Source organism: Paracoccus sp. pheM1 (genome assembly GCF_018499825.1).
Lineage (GTDB): Bacteria > Pseudomonadota > Alphaproteobacteria > Rhodobacterales > Rhodobacteraceae > Paracoccus > Paracoccus versutus.
Window position 1 is genome coordinate 970,579 of record NZ_JAGXCX010000003.1, and the last position, 15,675, is coordinate 986,253.

A 15,675-nucleotide genomic window follows, 5' to 3' on the forward strand; every position below is an offset into this window, starting at 1 on the left:
ATATCCCCTTATGGCCTCTTCAGCTTACCCCAGTCCAAGGGCGGGCGCGACAGTTTTGCCGTATCGGCCGGCAAGGCAGCGGCCGCCCTGCACGCGATGGCACGCCCGCAATATGCCTCGTCCCCCGCAGTCGGCATGCCGCAATCATGCGGCTTGACGGGCATGATCCGACCGGAATTGCGCGGTCTTGACTTTGTTTAATCCGGCGTGATGCGTGCCGGAAAAATTCCTCTCCTGCCAATCGGTTAACGAAGCTCTGCGCAACCCTGCCGCGGGGCGGGCCGCTTTTTCGCGGCCCGTAGGGGCGGATCCGGCGGGCCATTCCCGGCGCCGCAGCCCCAGCACTCTGGCAACTCGCCGGGACAGGCCCTAGATTGGCACGGGTATTGATGGGGTCGATACGGCCCGGACCCTCCGGGACGACGGTGCGACCGGAAGGAACAGGCGATGCCTCACCAGCGACCACCGCAAGCCGGCGAAGCGTTTTCCCGTCAGGCCGAGGAAAGACGGCGCATGGCCTCCCAGGCGAATGCCTGGCTTGCGGCCATTGTCGAGAACTCGAACGACGCCATCATCTCCAAGACGCTGGACGGGGTGATCACGACCTGGAACCGGGGGGCGGAACAGCTGTTCGGATACCAGGCCGAGGAAGCCGTCGGGCAACCGATCACCATGCTGATCCCCGACGAGCGCCTTTCGGAGGAAGAGGAGATCCTTTCCCGCCTGCGGACAGGCCAGAAGATCGATCATTTCGAAACCGTCCGCCGCCGCAAGGATGGCGCGTTGATCGAGATATCCGTCACGGTTTCGCCCGTCACGGACGAGGCCGGAACGATCCTGGGTGCCTCGAAGATCGCGCGCGACATCGGCGCACAAAAGCGCGCCTTCATCCGGCAGTCGCTGCTGCTGCGCGAGATGCATCACCGGATCAAGAACCTTTTCACCCTGACGGCGGGGCTGGTTTCGCTGAGCGCCCGCGCGACGACGGGGGGCGAGGCATTTGCGTCCGACCTGCATGCCCGGCTGCGCGCCTTGGCGCGGGCGCATGAATTGACGATGCCGGACCTCGGCGATGCTCCGATTGCGGCAAACGCGACGACCGTGCGTGCCCTGCTTGACGCGATCCTCACGCCACACGCTTCCCGGTCGGACATGCGCATCTCGATCACCGGCTGCGACGCGCCGCTGGCGGGAAATGCCCTGACCTCGATGGCGCTGCTTCTGCACGAGTTGACGACCAACGCGGCGAAATACGGGGCATTGTCCGTTCCCGAGGGGCATCTCGCCGTCGATTTCACGACCCATGCCGACAGGCTGCTCATGGCCTGGACGGAAACGAACGGTCCCGCGACCCCGGCCGAGGATCGGGTCGCAGGCTTCGGCTCGACCCTGGAAAGCGCGGCGGTCGCCGGGGTCGAAGGCGAACTGCGGCGCGAGTGGAGGGCCGATGGCCTTGCCATCACGCTGGAGGTTCCGCTGCGGCGCCTGGCCGGGTGACTGTTCGCCCGCCCGATTTCCACCACCCCGCAACCGGCCGCCCCACCGCGCTGTCGCGCAGGGCCGGGAGGTCTTTCGCGAAGGTTCCTCGCCAAGACGACATTGTTCCCGGCAAAGCGCGCCCCGCGCCGCAAGGGCTTGCAGGGGGATCTGCGTTTCGGTGACAGCCCTCGGCCGTAGCTGCGCTGTGGCTAGCTTTCGGGCGGAAGCAGGACGCTTCTGCGGGAACCTGACGGCGGGCCTGCGGCAGGCTATGCTGTTGGGAGGGCGTGATGAGCGCTGATCACGTCCGAGCCGGTGGCGAACCCGCGCCAGTTCCCGTGGCGGGCTTTCAAGGGCGGCCGGGTCGAGCGGCAGGGCGGGCTGGCACAGCACCGGCGCCAGCATCGCGGGCTCCAGCATCATCGACAGGGCGAAATTGCCGGTAAAGCACATGCCCACCGCGCCCACGCCAGGCCCGCCGCATTCCGCCTGCGCCAGCCGCGCCAGCGATCGCAGCCATGCCGTGACCGGGCTTGCCCCCTGTCCGGCCAGGGTGCGGAACGCAACCGCGGTGCAGGCGCGCCTGAAGATGCTTGCGCCGGCCTCAGCGGTGCGTTTGGCGCCGTCGACGCCGAACAGCGAGGGCAGCCAGACGGTGAAACCCGCATCGTGCAGCCAGCGGGCAAAGCGGACGACCTGTGGGCTGAGGCCGGGCATTTCCTGCATCACGGTCACCGCGGGCCCTTGCCCGCCGACATGGACCCGGCGGGTTTCGTCGGCGAGCGTGATGTCGCGCGGGGTGAAGTCGCCCATCCTGTCGTCGCGCATCCGCCCATCCTCAGCTTGCCCCGGCCGGCAGGCGGGCGGCGCTTCGGGGCATTGCGCGACGACGCGATAGCGGTCCTGCGACATCGGCGCGACCACCAGCGTGCCGCCGGCCGAGAAGAACAGCGTCACCTCGTCTTTCGGAATCGGCCAGCCCATCCGCACGTCGGCCAGCATGAACGAGCCATGGGTCTTGCCCGGAAAGGCGATGCCGGCCTGGTCGCGAACCGTGCTGTTCTGCCCGTCCGCGCCGACGGCGTAACGGGTCGCGATCCTGCGGCCATCGACCAGGGTCACGACCGCCCCGTCCGCCGCGGTCTCGATCCGCTCTGCCGCGGCGGGGCGCAGCACGCAATGGCCCAGACCGGCCAGCCGTTGGGTCAGGATGGCCTCGGTTTCGTCCTGCGGGATCATCAGCGCAAAGGGCAGCGCGTGGCGCAAGCTGCGGAAATCGGCACGCAGCAGCACCGGGTCGCGGTCGCTCGCAACTGATGGTGAACAATCATGGAGCAGATGGTCGCCCTGCGCGTATTCAGGACGGTGGAGCAGGGCTCCTTCACCGGGGCGGCACGCCCCTGCTGAAACTCTCGCCGGCCGCCGTCAGCAAGAATATCGGCGCGCTGGAGGGCCACCTGAACGTCCGGCTGCTGAGCCTGACCGAGGCGGGAGGGCGCTATTTCGAGCAGATCGCCCGGATCCTGGATGACCTTGACGAGGCCGACCGTTCGCTCGGCCCTTGTAGCGCCAGCCGAGCGGGCTGTTGCGTGTCAGCGCGCCGATGACCTTCACGCTCACCCGGCTTTCTGCGGCGCTATCCCGACCTGTCGCTCGACCTTCAGCTTGACGACAGGCGGGTCGATATCGTCAAGGAGGGCTTCGACCCGGCCATCCGCGGCAGCGACCGGCTAGAGGATTCAAGCCTGGTCGCCCGCCGGCTGATGACGCTGCGCCACGTCGTCTGCGCCTCGCCGGATCATTTCGCCCGTCACGGCGCGCCGCAGGATCTTGGGGCGCATGACTGCATCCAGTTCACCCTGTCGGGCCATGTCAGCGAATGGGAGTTTACCCGCGGGGCCGAGCGGATCAGGGTGCCGATCGACGGCCGCTACAAGGTAACGAGCGGCCTGGCGATCCGCGATGCCCTGCTTGCCGGTTTCGGGCTGAATCTCATTCCGCGCCAATATGTCGCCGATGACATCAGGGCCGGCCGCCTTGCTACTGCGCTCGACGACTGGACGCCGGTGCAGACCGCGATCTATGCGGTCTATCCTTCGCGCCGATACATCCTGCCGAAGGTGCGCGCCTTCGTCGCGTTCCTGGTCGAGGCCACCCGCGACGAGGCATAGCCGGCCGGGCAGGGCGCGGGGCCTATCGCATGGCCGGCCGTGGCCGATGCCGAGCGCATCCTGCGGGATGCCTGGCTGCGCTTGCCGGGCAGGATCTGGGGCGGCCATGCCTCGACCATCTCCGCGCCGCGCCGCGCGGATGCGATGCGAGGCACTTGCCGGCTGCCCGAGCCGCTGGTCCAGGACGCCCTCGCGGGGGTCGAGCAGCAGGACGTCGGCATCGCGCTGATCCTGACGCTCCACGGTCGCCCGATGCAGGTCTGACCGCTTGCATGGCCGTGGCCGTAACAAATCGGTCCCATGGGGCCGGCTTCCAGCCCATGGAAAGGATCGCGCCATCGAACCGTGGGATCAAACCGCTAGGGGGCCGAGACGGCGATGCCCCTTGGCCGCGCCCGCATGGAGACGACATCCAGGGCGAATCGCACCAGGTAGTCGTTCAGCTCCATCGAGGCAGAGGTCGCGGCCCCGGCATCGCCTTCGGCAATCGCCGTCAGGATGCGGCGGTGAAACGCCTTGCCGATGCCGATGTCCGCCGCCTCGTCCTGGATATGCATCACCCAGAAGCGCCGCGACAGCGCCTGGAGCGGGGTCATCAGCGCCTCGAGGTAGGGGTTATGGGCCGCCTGGATCACCAGCGCATGCGTTTGCCGCACCGTTTCGGCATAATCCTCGAGCGAGAACTCGCCCTCGAGCGACGCGGCAAGATCCCGCATCTGCTGCCGTTCGGCCTGGGTCGCGCGCTCGCAGGCCAGGGCGATCGCCAGAACCTCGGTGGCGCGGCGGACCTCCAGGGCGCTCAGCTGGTCCTCGACGGAAATGGCGGGGATCTCGATGCCGCGGCTGGGGTGGATGCGCAGCATCCGGCTTAGCGCAAGCCGCTGGATGGCCTCGCGGATCGGTGTGCGGCCAAATCCCGTCAGCTCCATCAGGCTGCGTTCGGACACCATCGACCCCGGCCTGAGTTCGCCGCGCTCGATCAATTGCTGAAGCACCGCCACGGCGCGATCCGACTGGTTGATCACCTGCTTTTCCCTGCAGCCACCCTGCGCGCCGTCATAGCGCAGGACGCGGGGCAGCGCAAAATATTCCCGGCCGCCAGTTGCCATGCAACCGATATATCGGTTATGTATCGATTCTGCCGAACCTCGAAAAGATGCCGTCCGCGTCTCCCTGAACCCCACCGACCGAGAGAGCAAAGATGAAGTATTCGCCCCATTCCGAGCCCTGTCCGCTGCCCTTTTCGCCGTTCAAGAGCTGCACCGTGCCGCGGCCGATCGGCTGGATTTCAAGCGTCAGCCGCGACGGGATCGAGAACATCGCCCCCTACAGCCAGTGGCAGAACCTGACCTTCGATCCGCCCATGGTGATGTTCTCGGCCAACCGCTACCCGGACGGCCGCCGCAAGGACACGGTGGTCAATGCCGAGGAGATCGGCTGGTTCGTCTGGAACATGGCGACCTATGCCCTGCGCGAGGCGGTCAATATCAGCGCGATGGCCTTGCCCCCGCAGGAAAGCGAATGGGACCGACTGGACGTCACCCGCGACTATGCCGACAACGCCCGCATCCCGATGGTGCGCGAAAGCCCCTGCAAGTTCGAATGCCGCCATATCGGCACGCATGTGCTGAAGGGCCGCTCGACGGTGGGGACCATCGACGTGGTGTTCGCCCAGGTCGAGAAGATCCATATCGACGACCGCGTCATCCGCGCCGACGGCCGGCTCGACATCCAGGCGATCCAGCCGATCGCGCGCATGGGCTATTTCGACTATACCGTCGTCCGCGAGACGTTCGAGATGCGCGTGCCCGGCTCCGACGCCGATGCGCGCGCCGGCCTCGAAGGCCGGGCCGAAGCCGTCTGACGGCGCCGGCAGGAATCAGCACCAGACATATGGCAACACATCCGGGGAGGAGACCCATGCCTGCGTCAGAACATTCGACACTCGTCGCCGATTGCGCCAGCGGCGCCGGGCCGCGCAAGCTGCGCGATCTGGTCGCGGTGAACTTCGGCAATGCGCTGGAATGGTTCGACTGGACCATCTACACCATTTTCGCGCCCTATTTCGCGGTGCAGTTCTTTCCGTCCGAGGACCGGGCCGCGGCGCTTCTGGCGACATTGGCGATCTTCGCGGTCGGCTTCGTGACCCGCCCGATCGGCGGGCTGGTCTTCGGGCTTTATGCCGACCGCGTCGGGCGCAAGGCCAGCCTGACGCTGGCGATGCTGGTGACGGCCGGCGGCAGCATCGTCATCGCGCTGGCCCCGACCTTCGATTCCGTCGGCATCCTGGCCTCGATCATCCTGCTGGTGGCGCGGCTGGCGCAGGGCATGGCCCATGGCGGCGAGATGGGCACCTCGATCACCTATCTGGTCGAGCGGGCGCCCAGGCACCGGCGGGCGCTTTACGGCAGCACCTCATGGGTCAGCGTGGTGATCGGCACCATGATCGCCACGCTTGCCGGGCTGGCGCTGACCAGCAATCTCGACCGGGCGGAAATCGAGGCCTGGGGCTGGCGCATTCCCTTTGCCCTTGGCGGCTTGCTGGGGGTCTATGGGCTTTACCTGCGCCGCAAGCTGACCGAGACGGAATCCTTCGAAAAGGGCCGGCGCGCGAAGACCCACTCGGGGATCGAGCCGCTTCTGCGCAACTGGCGCGGCATCGCCGTCGTGTTCGGGCTTTCGGCGGGCGGGTCGATCATGTTCTACACCTGGCTGATCTACAGCCCGACCTTTGCGCAGATCGGCCGCGGGCTTGACGCGCGCTCGGCCTTCACCGCCAGCCTGGTCGCGCAATGCATCTTCCTCGTGGCGATTCCCCTGGTCGGCTGGCTGGCCGACAGATACGGGCGGCGGCTGTTCGTGGCGCTGTTCGGCGTCGGCTTCATCCTGCTGACGCTGCATCTGGACGGGCGGATCGACGACAGCTTCGGCGGGCTGCTTTCGGCGATGACCATCGCGCTCGTGCTGCTTGCCTGCCTGTTCGGCGTGAACACGGCCGTCTGGTCCGAGGTGTTCCCGACCGGCGTCCGGGCGACGGGCGTGGCCGGCCCCCTGTCGCTGGCGACCGCGATCTTCGGCGGGACCGCGCCCTATGTGAACACCTATCTTTCGCAGCAGGGCCATCATGGCTGGTTCCTATACTACCTGATGGCGGTATCGGGGATCACCCTGCTCACGGCGATCCTGATGCCCGAGACCAGGGATCTCGACCTCGATCGCCCGGATACCGGCCGGCTGTCCTGACAGCAGGTCTGCAAGCTGCGCCGTGCGGCGGCGAGGGGGGCCTTTCCGGCCCCCCCTTTTCACCTTGCTTGAGGGAGTCTGAGGATTTCCTCGTGCGTTTTGATTGCGTCCTCGATGTTTTCGAAGAGGATGAGGCCTGCGTTGTGCAGGACGGCGCCCATGGAGCACATGGAGCGGATCATCGGCATGGAATGGCTGACGACGATGGCCGAGGAGCGGGCCATGCGCTCGGCGAAGACGCGCTGGGACTTGGCGCGGAAATTGGCGTCGCCGACGCTGGTGACCTCGTCCACCAGGTAGGTGTCGAAATGGATGCCCATCGAGGTGCCCATCGCCAGCCGCGAGCGCATCCCCGAGGAATAGCTGCCGAAAGGCTGGTGGTAATGCTGGCCCAGCTCGGCGAAATCGGCGACGTAATCGACCAGCTCGTCGGTGTCCACGCCGTAGATCCGCGCCACGAAGCGCACGTTCTGCGCCCCGGTCAGCTCGGGGTGGAAACTGCCCGAAAACCCCACCGGCCAGGAAATCGTGCCGTCCGACAGCACCCGGCCCGCGGTGGGCAGCACCGTGCCGGCGATGATCCGCAAGAGCGTCGACTTGCCGGCGCCGTTGCGGCCCAGCAGCGCCACCGAGGCCCCGGTCGGGAACTCGGCGTTCAGGTTGTCCGCCACCAGCGTCTCGCGGCCCTTGAGCCGGTAGATCTTGGTCAGGTTCTCGAGCCGGATCATCGCGCTAGCGGCGGTCGCGGACGCTGTAATAGACCAGCACCAGGATCGACCAGCCGGCCAGCAGCATGCCGGTGATCATCGCCCAGAGCCAGGGCCGGTTCGGCTCGGTCGCGCTTTGCGCCACCTTGGGCTCGATATGGGCGGCCAGGTAGCGGGCCTGGCGCTGCGCCTCGGCCAGCGCCGTCTCATGGGCGATGCGGGCCGAGCGATAGGCGCCCTCGGCGAATTCGCGGTCCACGGCCAGCTTTTCGTATTCCGCCATCAGCTGGGCATAGCTTTCGCCGGCCGGGCCCTGGCCCTCGGCGCCGAACTTGGCCCGCTCGGCCTCGATCAGCCGGCGCAGCGCGTCGATCTTCTGCTGGGACTGGGTGACGCGGTGGTCGGTGGGCTGGGCATTGTCCAGAAGCAGGTCGTGGGCGACCAGCGCCTCGGCCAGCTGCGCCTGCAGCCCGCTCAGCACCCCCATCTGCCCGGCGAGGTCGGCCTCGGGGTCGACGATCTGCGAGCGCATGCGGAAGGCGGTCATCGCCTGGCGGGTCTCGGTCAGCTCGGCGCGGGCCTTGTCCAGCTCGGCCTTGGCCAGGCGGGTGGCGTCGTCCTGGGCGATGGTCGAGAGCGCGTTGATCTTGTCCGAGCTTTCCTGGAACACCGCGGCGGCGATCTCCTGCGCGTCCTGGGCGGTGAAGGCGCTGACCTTGAGCGTGATCAGCTGGGTGCCGCTGTCGTAGAGCACCTTGACCTGGCGCTGCCAGTAGTCGGTCAGCTCCTCGACATGGCCCTCGGGGTCGAAGGCGAAGACGAAGTCATGCGGCCAGGCGCGCGCGTAGCGGGCGCGCAGGTCGAGCCGGGCGTCGATCCTTTCGACCATGTCCTGGCTGCGGATGTATTCGTAGAGGATGTCGGTGTCCGAGGCGCTGCCGCCGGCGCTGGCCAGCGGCGCCAGCCCGCCCAGGAGGTCGATGGCGGGGGTGGATTGTTCCTTGCGCACCGAGAAGCCGACGGTCGAGACATACTGGTCCTCGGCGCGCAGCCAGAGATAGCCGGCCCAGATGAGGCTCGGCAGCACCACCAGCGCCAGGAACGATCCCAGGATCAGCCAGTGCCGGCGCCGCGGCTCGGCCATGCGGGCGGGCGGGCGCAGGGGCTGGGCCGGGGCGGGGGCCGCCGGCCGGCGCGCGGGCGGCTGGGCGGCAGGCTGGGCGGCGGGCTGGGCCGGCGGCATGGGCCGGACCGGGATCGGCTGGCCCTGCGGGCGCAGCGCCGGCGGCTTGGCCTGGGACTGCGCCGCCAGCCGGCGCGCCCGCGCCGCCCTGCGCTCCCGCGCCAGTTCCTGCGCCGTCCTCTCCTGCGCCGTCTTTTCCTGGGCGGCCTCCTGCGGTGGCTCCGGCTTCGCCTGCGCCGGGTCCTGCGCCGGTTCGGGCTGGCGCTTCGTCTCCGCCCGTGCCCCTTCCCGTGCCCCTTCCGGCGGCTTCGGCGGCGTCACGCCCAAGCCCTGCCGGTTCTGGAAGGGGCGCTGCGGGCCAGCCTGGGCGGTAGTCTGCGAGACAGCTTGCGGCCCCGGCCGGGATGCGGCCTGGGTTGCGGATTGCGGTGCGGGCGCGGCCGGCCGGGGCGCGACAGCCTCGGCCTCGGCCTGCCGCGGCAGGGCGGCGCCCGGCTGCCGGGTGGCGGGCTCGGCGGGCTGGCCGGCCTTGCCGCCGGCCGGTGTGGAGGGGGTGGTCACGGGCAGGTGCGCTTTCGCTGGTTTACCTTTCGGGCGCAGTTGTTACATATTGCCGCCCGTCCAGACCAGTGTTTGCGTTCACATGTCCGATACCGCCCCGGAAATCCGCCACCCCCAAGGCCCGGCCGGCCAGGCCCGTGCCGGCCAGACCCGTGCCGGCGAAAGCCCAGCCGACGAAAGCCCAGCCGGCGCAGCCCATGCGGGCCCGACCCGCCGGCCGCAGCGCCCGTCGCGCAACGGGCCGCGCTTTCGCATGCCGCGCACCGTGGTGGCCCTGATGCTGCGCGAGATGGCCACCAGCTACGGCCGCTCGGCCGGCGGCTATGTCTGGGCGGTGCTCGAGCCGGTGCTGGGCGTGGCGCTTTTGTCGGTGCTGTTCAGCATGGCGCTGCGCAGCCCGGGCCTCGGCTCGAACTTCCCGCTGTTCTATGCCACCGGCTACCTGCCCTTTGCCATGTTCACCGACCTGGCCAACAAGACCGCCGCCTCGATCCGCTTCTCGCGGCCCTTCCTGGCCTATCCCAGCGTGACTTTCCTCGATGCGCTGCTGGCGCGGGTGGTGCTGAACGCGCTGACCCATGTCGCGGTGATCGCCATCGTGATCGGCGGCATCTTCCTGGCCTACCAGCTGCCGGGGCCGGTGGACATGGCCGGGGTCTTCGAGGCGCTGCTGCTGGTGGCGCTGCTGGGCACCGGGGTGGGGACGCTGAACTGCTACCTGATGAACGCCTTCCCGGTCTGGGAGCGGATCTGGCACATCCTGACCCGGCCGCTGTTCCTGATCTCGGGGGTGATCTTCCTTTACGACATGATGCCGGTCCGGGCGCAGGACCTGCTGTGGTACAACCCGCTGATCCATTGCACCGGGCTGATGCGCCGCGGCTTTTACGCCACCTACGAGGCCAGCTATGTCAGCCAGGCCTATGTCGTCGCCATCGCCCTGGTCTTCCTGCTCGCCGGCCTCGCCCTGCTCGAGAGAAACCACCAGAAACTCCTCGAACGATGATGCGCGGGGGCGGCGTCGCCCCGGCCCGCCGCCTTTCCGTGATCCGGGCCGTGATCCGGGCCGTGACGCACGCCATGTCCTGTGCCGTGCCCTCGCCGCCCAGGGCCGGATCGGAGCGCGCACCAGGCAGGCGCACAGGCATCGGCCCCGCCGAGAGCACGAACCCATCGGCTCCAGGCCCGCCGGCACCGGCAGCGCCTCTGCATCCGGCCATGCCCAGGCTTGAACCGCAGGCTCCAGGCCCGGCGCCGATCACGGGGCAATGCGCTGCGCCCCCCGACCGCCACCGGAAAGCGGATGCGGCATTCGTGCAGGACGGCGCGCAGCGCCTCCGGGATCATCGCCGCATGATGCTGGAACACGCCGTGCAGGCCGCCGACCGCGACATCCCTTGGCCAGCAGGGCCGGGCGATGCGCTGCCGAGGGGGCGAGGGCGCGCCACCCCGACCTTGTCGACCGGCTGCTGAGCGCCTCTCCGATCACGGGGCAATGCGCTGCGCCCCGCGACCGCTAGAGAAGCAGGTCCGAGGCGTTCAACTGCTCCAGCCCGCCCAGCGCGATCGTCAACTCGGCCGTGCCATCGCCGTCCAGGTCGACCAGCAGCCGATGCGCGCCGGCCTGCGACCAGTCGGCGCGAACCTGCCCCAGCCCGGAAAAATCATCGGTGCCGATGAAGGTCAGCCACAGGCGCGATGCGGCCCGCCCGTCACCATCGTCCAACGCTGTTGACATGGCCGCCGGAGGGTGCCTTGTTGCCGCTGCATGACAAGGGCCGGGGGGGGGTGAATGGCGCGGTTCTCTGCCAATCTGGGCTTTCTCTGGGCCGATCTGCCGCTGCCGCAGGCGATTCGCGCCGCCGGCCGCGCCGGCTTCGACGCGGTGGAATGCCATTGGCCGCATGAGGTGCCGCCCGAGCAGGTGGCGGCGGCGCTGGCCGAGACAGGGTTGCCGCTGCTGGGCCTGAACACCCGCCGCGGCCGGCCGGGCGAGAACGGGCTTGCCGCCCTGCCGGGGCGCGAGGCCGAGGCGCGGGCCGAGATCGCGCGCACGCTGGACCTTGCCGCCACCCTGGGCTGCGGCGCGGTGCATGTCATGGCGGGCATGGCCGAGGGGCAGGCGGCCGAGCGCGCCTTCCTGGCCAACCTGGACCATGCCTGCCGGCTGGCGCGCCCGCTTGGCATCACCATCCTGATCGAGCCGCTGAACCGGCACGACGCGCCGGGCTATTTCCTGGCCGGCTCGGACCAGGCGGCGCGGATCATCGAGGCGGCCGGGCACGACAACCTGCGGCTGATGTTCGACTGCTATCACCTGCAGATCATGGAGGGCGACATTTCGCGCCGGCTGCGGGCGCATCGGGACATCCTTGGCCATGTGCAGATCGCCTCGGTTCCCGACCGCGGCCCGCCCGACGGGGGCGAGCTGATGTCTGCGCGCTTCTGGACGATCTGGGCTGGATGCGGCCCATCGGCGCGGAATACCGCCCCAAGGGGCCGACCGAGGCGACGCTGGGCTGGCTGCACCAGCGCCGGCTGGATGCCGGGCGGGACGGGGCCGCGCGGTCGGGGCGATAGGGCCCGCGGTGCGGCGCGGAAAGGATCGCCGCCTTCGCGACAGCGCGGTCGCCCCGCTGCTGCAAGGGCGTCGCCGGGTTCCAGAGGCTTGAAATCAAAGCGGCAATGGCCATCTTTACGGGTGGGCCCCTTGGGGCCTCTTGGATTTTGCGCATGGGGATTTCGTCTTGCAAGGCTTCGGCTTGGACAGATTCGCCCTGCGCCTTGAACAGGCGCATGGCTTGCCCCGGCCCCGTTGACACGCAAGGCGTGGACGGCTGGCCGGGGTCAAGCTGAATCAAGCCCGTTTTCCCAAGAGGTTCCGTCATGCCGCGCGCCTTCCTGCCGGCGGTTTGCCCGCATTGCGGCGAGGATGTCCCCAGGGCTGCCGCCCGGCGATGTCCGATCTGCCGCTCTCCGTTTCCATTGCCGTTCTCGGTGCCCGAGCCCCGCCGCCTGCCCCGGCGCAAGGGCGCAAAGGGGGGCGACGATGGCGAAAGATGACATCCCCGCCCCCGGCCTGCTGTGGCGGCTGGCGGCGGCCATCGCCCTGGCGCTGGCCAGCGCCACGCTGGCCGAGCCGCTGGCGCGGCGCCATCCCGACCTGTCCGCCTTGCAGCTTTGGGCGGGGCCGCTGCGCAACGCGAGCTTTTCCGTCGCCTTCTTTGCCGGCGCGCGCCTGGCGCATGGGCTGGCCGCCCGGCGCCTCTTGCGGCGCCGGAAGGGCCGGCGCCCGGTGCCCAAGGTGCTGCTGGACCTTTTGTGGTTCGTGCTGCTGGCCGTGGCCACGCTGGCCAGCCTGTCGCTGTTCTTCCGCCAGGATCTGTCCGGGATCCTGACCGGCTCGGGCCTGGTGCTGGCGGTGCTGGGCTTTGCCGTCCGCAATGCGGTGGCCGACGTGTTCTCGGGGCTGGCGATGGGGATCGAGGCGCCGTTCCGCATCGGCGACTGGGTGCGCATCGAAACCCTGGCCGAGGGCAAGGTGCAGGAGATCGGCTGGCGCACCACCCGGCTGGTCAGCCGCGACAGCACCTATGTCATCCTGCCCAACAGCCAGATATCATCGCGGCGAATCACCAATTTCAGCGCGCCGCGGCAGGAATATCGCGACCATGCCGAACTGACCCTGCCCGCCGACCTGCCGGTGGCCGAGGCGGGACGGCTGATCGCCGAGGCCGCGGCGGCGGCGCGCATGATCTCGGCCGGCAAGCCGCCCGAGGTGCAGGTGACGGATTACGGCCCCACGGGCATCACCTATCGGGTGAAATACTGGGTGCCGCAGCACGACCGCGAGCTGGCCTGCCGCAACGAGGTCTTCAGCCTGATCGACGCGGCGCTGCGCAAGCAGGGCATCCGGCTGGCGGCGGACCGGATGCCCTGCGGCGAAGGTCAGGACAGCGCCAGCGCGGGCAGGGCGCCGGACGGGGCCCGCAGGCCGATCCGTCCGGCCTCGGCCGAGGCCAGGTAGATGTGATGGAAGGCATCGACCCGCCCGCCGGTCAGCTGGATGTCGTCGCGCCGCCAATGCCAGGGCTGGGCGTCCAGCACCCGCTCGAACGGGTCCGAGGCGGTGGCCGACCAGAAGGCGGCGATGCCGTCCGGCCGCAGCGCCCGGCGCAGCACCGCAAGGCCGTCATCGCCGTAAAGCCGGCTGTTTTCCGGGCGCACGGTGAAATCCGGCCCGTTGTCGGTGTCCATCAGGATCACGTCGAAGCCGGTGCGGGGTTCCGCCAGCACCGCCATCACATCCGCGACGCGCAGGGCGACGCGCGGATCGCGCAGCGGGTGGCCGGCCAGATGGCCGATGCGGTCGCGGTTCCAGCCGGCGATCTCGGGGACAAGCTCGCAGACCGTGACCTGCGCGGCGGGCCCCAGCAATTCCAGCGCCGCGCGCAGGGTGAAGCCCATGCCCAGCCCGCCGATCAGCACGCGGGCGTCGGGCCGGCCATGCAGGCGCAGGCTGCGCTCGGCCAGCACGGTTTCGGACTGGTGGTTGAGGTTCGACATCAGCTCGATCCCGTTGAAGCGGATCTCGTAAAGGGCGCCGCGCTGTCGCAGCAATATTTCGTCTCCCGCCGCCGTGCCGGCGCGGGCCAGGGTATTCCAGATGGGCATGTTCGATCCCCGACATCGGGCAGGCCAGAAGGGCCCCCCGGTGGTTGCGTGACGGTTTCGGAAAATGGCCTTGGGTTGCCCGGCGTTCAGCGCGCGGACAACCCCGGCACATTGTTGGCCCTGAAACCGATCAGCAGCGGGAAGATCGCCGAGGGATGCGGCAGGCCGAGCCGCGGCGCGGGGCCGCGATCCCGGCAGGACCGATCCGGTCGCATCGCAAGGCCCCCTATGCCGCCGGGGTCATTGGATCGGCGCGGCCGACCGTCAGCACCGTCAGCTCGCGCGTTTCGCCCACCCGCGTCTCCCAGGTGAAGCGCGCGCCCGCCCGCAGGCCGATCAGCGCCACCCCGATCGGCGTCAGCACCGAGGCGCGGCCGGCGGCGATGTCGGCATCCTCGGGCCAGGCCAGCACGACGGTCTGCTCGCGCCCGGTGGTCTCGTCGCGGAAGGTGACGGCGCTGCCGATGCCGGCGACGTCCTCGGGCATCCGCTCGGGCGCCAGGACGCGGGCGCGGGCCAGTTCGGTCAGCAGCCGGTCGGCAAGGTCGGGATTGCGCGCCATCGCCCCTTCGGCAAGGCGTTCAAGCCGGTCGAGCGTGTCGCTGGCGAGGGTGACCGGCGGTCGCGATGTTCTGGCCATGTCGGCTCCTTCAGTCATGTCATGACCCGCCGGAGCCGCCGCAGGCAGGGGCGGATCGGGGGTGGATTTTCTGGATCAGGAAAGCCCCGGACGCGAGGTCAGCGCAAGCGCGCCCCTGTCCGGGGCAGCTGGCGCGTCAGCAGCAAACCGGTGCCGAACCGGCTCTTGCAAAGGGGAATAGGCATGGTCATGCGCCCAGTCTAGCCGCGCGGCCAGCCCGAGTCGAGAGACCCGCCTCGCCGGCTTCAGGCCTGGCCCCTTCGCGGGCGGGCCCATCGGCAGAGGGGCAGGGCCCGCGCCGCCCTAGCGGGTCTCGACGGTGGCCAGGTAGCGGCGCAGATCCCCGGCCCCGCGGCCCAGCGACGCCTGTTCCTCGCCGCGCAGCTCGGGCGGCTCCAGCCAGCCGGGCTCGATCCCGGTCATGTCGGGCAGCTGATGCGCGATGCCCTTGTGGCAGTCGATGCAGGTCTTTTCGCCCGAGATCAGGTAGCGCTCGTGGATCTGGGCCGCGCGGCGGGTCTGCTTGGTAAAGTCCATCGCCACCGCCGCATGGCAGTTGCGGCATTCCAGCGAATCGTTGGCCTTAAGCCGCGCCCATTCGTGCTGGGCCAGCTCCAGCCGCTTTTCCAGGAATTTCTCGCGCGTGCTGATGGTGCCGAAGATCTTGCCCCAGACCTCCTTCGAGGCCTGCATCTTGCGGGCGATCTTGTCCGTCCACTGGTGCGGCACATGGCAGTCGGGGCAGCTGGCCCTGACCCCCGAGCGGTTCGAGAAATGCACCGTCGGCATCAGCTCCTGATAGACGTTGTCGCGCATCTCGTGGCAGCTGGTGCAGAATTTCTCGGTATTGGTGACTTCCAGCGCGGTGTTGAAGCCGCCCCAGAAGATCACGCCGCAGATGAAGCCGCCCAGCGTCAGGAAGCCGATGCTGAGAAAGCTGCTGGGCCGGCTGATGACGCGCCAGAACCAGGCGACCCGGCCCCAGACCCAGCGGATGCTTGCCCTGATCCAGCCCAT

Annotated in this window: 16 protein-coding genes; 8 read left to right on the forward strand and 8 right to left on the reverse strand. The window is 69.2% G+C overall.

All coding sequences use genetic code 11. The annotated features are described in order from the left end of the window. Positions 1-369 precede the first annotated feature (369 nt). A complete protein-coding gene (locus KF941_RS27340; protein WP_214275196.1) occupies positions 370-2,772 on the reverse strand; it encodes an FAD-dependent monooxygenase in 2,403 nt (800 codons plus the stop codon). 23 nt (positions 2,773-2,795) lie between these two features. Between KF941_RS27340 and KF941_RS27345 the strand changes: the two genes are divergently transcribed. Genes KF941_RS27345 through KF941_RS27355 form a run of 3 tightly spaced genes read left to right on the forward strand, consistent with a single transcriptional unit; the run spans position 2,796 to position 3,914 of the window. Next, the gene (locus KF941_RS27345) at positions 2,796-3,086 is read left to right on the forward strand and encodes a hypothetical protein (protein ID WP_208021346.1); all 291 of its coding nucleotides are present in this window, start codon (positions 2,796-2,798) and stop codon (positions 3,084-3,086) included. A gap of 21 nt (positions 3,087-3,107) precedes the next feature. After that, entirely contained in the window at positions 3,108-3,650 is a 543-nt protein-coding gene (locus KF941_RS27350) for a substrate binding domain-containing protein (protein WP_208021351.1), read from the forward strand. A gap of 39 nt (positions 3,651-3,689) precedes the next feature. After that, entirely contained in the window at positions 3,690-3,914 is a 225-nt protein-coding gene (locus tag KF941_RS27355) for a hypothetical protein (protein WP_214275197.1), read from the forward strand. 95 nt (positions 3,915-4,009) lie between these two features. Here KF941_RS27355 and KF941_RS27360 read toward each other — a convergent pair whose 3' ends face one another. Next, a complete protein-coding gene (locus tag KF941_RS27360; protein WP_036753263.1) occupies positions 4,010-4,675 on the reverse strand; it encodes a GntR family transcriptional regulator in 666 nt (221 codons plus the stop codon). Between the two features lie 176 nt (positions 4,676-4,851). Between KF941_RS27360 and KF941_RS27365 the strand changes: the two genes are divergently transcribed. Continuing rightward, entirely contained in the window at positions 4,852-5,514 is a 663-nt protein-coding gene (locus KF941_RS27365; RefSeq protein ID WP_036753208.1) for a flavin reductase family protein, read from the forward strand. Positions 5,515-5,570: 56 nt separating this feature from the next. Next, complete coding sequence (locus KF941_RS27370) at positions 5,571-6,893, forward strand: MFS transporter (protein WP_214275198.1); 1,323 nt, start codon at positions 5,571-5,573, stop codon at positions 6,891-6,893. Positions 6,894-6,952: 59 nt separating this feature from the next. Here the strand turns inward: KF941_RS27370 and KF941_RS27375 are convergent, their stop codons facing one another. Both KF941_RS27375 and KF941_RS27380 read right to left on the reverse strand, forming a co-directional pair. After that, positions 6,953-7,621, reverse strand: coding sequence for an ABC transporter ATP-binding protein (locus KF941_RS27375; RefSeq protein ID WP_036753211.1), 669 nt, complete (start codon positions 7,619-7,621; stop codon positions 6,953-6,955). Between the two features lie 4 nt (positions 7,622-7,625). After that, positions 7,626-9,344, reverse strand: coding sequence for a capsule biosynthesis protein (locus KF941_RS27380; RefSeq protein ID WP_214272439.1), 1,719 nt, complete (start codon positions 9,342-9,344; stop codon positions 7,626-7,628). Between the two features lie 253 nt (positions 9,345-9,597). Here KF941_RS27380 and KF941_RS27385 point away from each other — a divergent pair, with 253 nt between their 5' ends. Next, positions 9,598-10,350, forward strand: coding sequence for an ABC transporter permease (locus tag KF941_RS27385; protein ID WP_214273626.1), 753 nt, complete (start codon positions 9,598-9,600; stop codon positions 10,348-10,350). A gap of 510 nt (positions 10,351-10,860) precedes the next feature. Here KF941_RS27385 and KF941_RS27390 read toward each other — a convergent pair. Continuing rightward, positions 10,861-11,082, reverse strand: coding sequence for a hypothetical protein (locus tag KF941_RS27390; RefSeq protein WP_214275199.1), 222 nt, complete (start codon positions 11,080-11,082; stop codon positions 10,861-10,863). A 54-nt stretch (positions 11,083-11,136) separates the two neighbouring features. On the opposite strand from KF941_RS27390, the gene KF941_RS27395 reads away from it, so the two are divergent. Together KF941_RS27395 and KF941_RS27400 are read left to right on the forward strand one after the other, a co-directional pair. Continuing rightward, positions 11,137-12,132 carry a TIM barrel protein gene (locus KF941_RS27395; RefSeq protein ID WP_346429034.1) on the forward strand — a complete coding sequence of 332 codons (996 nt, stop codon included), beginning with the start codon at positions 11,137-11,139 and terminating at the stop codon, positions 12,130-12,132. Between the two features lie 261 nt (positions 12,133-12,393). Then, positions 12,394-13,371 (forward strand): mechanosensitive ion channel family protein, encoded by a 978-nt coding sequence (locus KF941_RS27400; RefSeq protein ID WP_214275200.1) that lies wholly within the window; start codon positions 12,394-12,396, stop codon positions 13,369-13,371. Here KF941_RS27400 and KF941_RS27405 read toward each other — a convergent pair. The 3 genes from KF941_RS27405 to KF941_RS27415 form a co-directional block, all read right to left on the reverse strand. Then, positions 13,293-14,018 (reverse strand): hypothetical protein, encoded by a 726-nt coding sequence (locus KF941_RS27405; protein ID WP_214275201.1) that lies wholly within the window; start codon positions 14,016-14,018, stop codon positions 13,293-13,295. The two genes, KF941_RS27400 and KF941_RS27405, sit on opposite strands and share 79 nt — an antisense overlap. A 226-nt stretch (positions 14,019-14,244) precedes the next feature. Then, on the reverse strand, positions 14,245-14,658 hold the full coding sequence (gene rnk, locus KF941_RS27410) for a nucleoside diphosphate kinase regulator (RefSeq protein WP_214275202.1): 414 nt from the start codon (positions 14,656-14,658) through the stop codon (positions 14,245-14,247). Positions 14,659-14,961: 303 nt separating this feature from the next. Further along, entirely contained in the window at positions 14,962-15,675 is a 714-nt protein-coding gene (locus KF941_RS27415; protein WP_214275203.1) for a cytochrome c3 family protein, read from the reverse strand.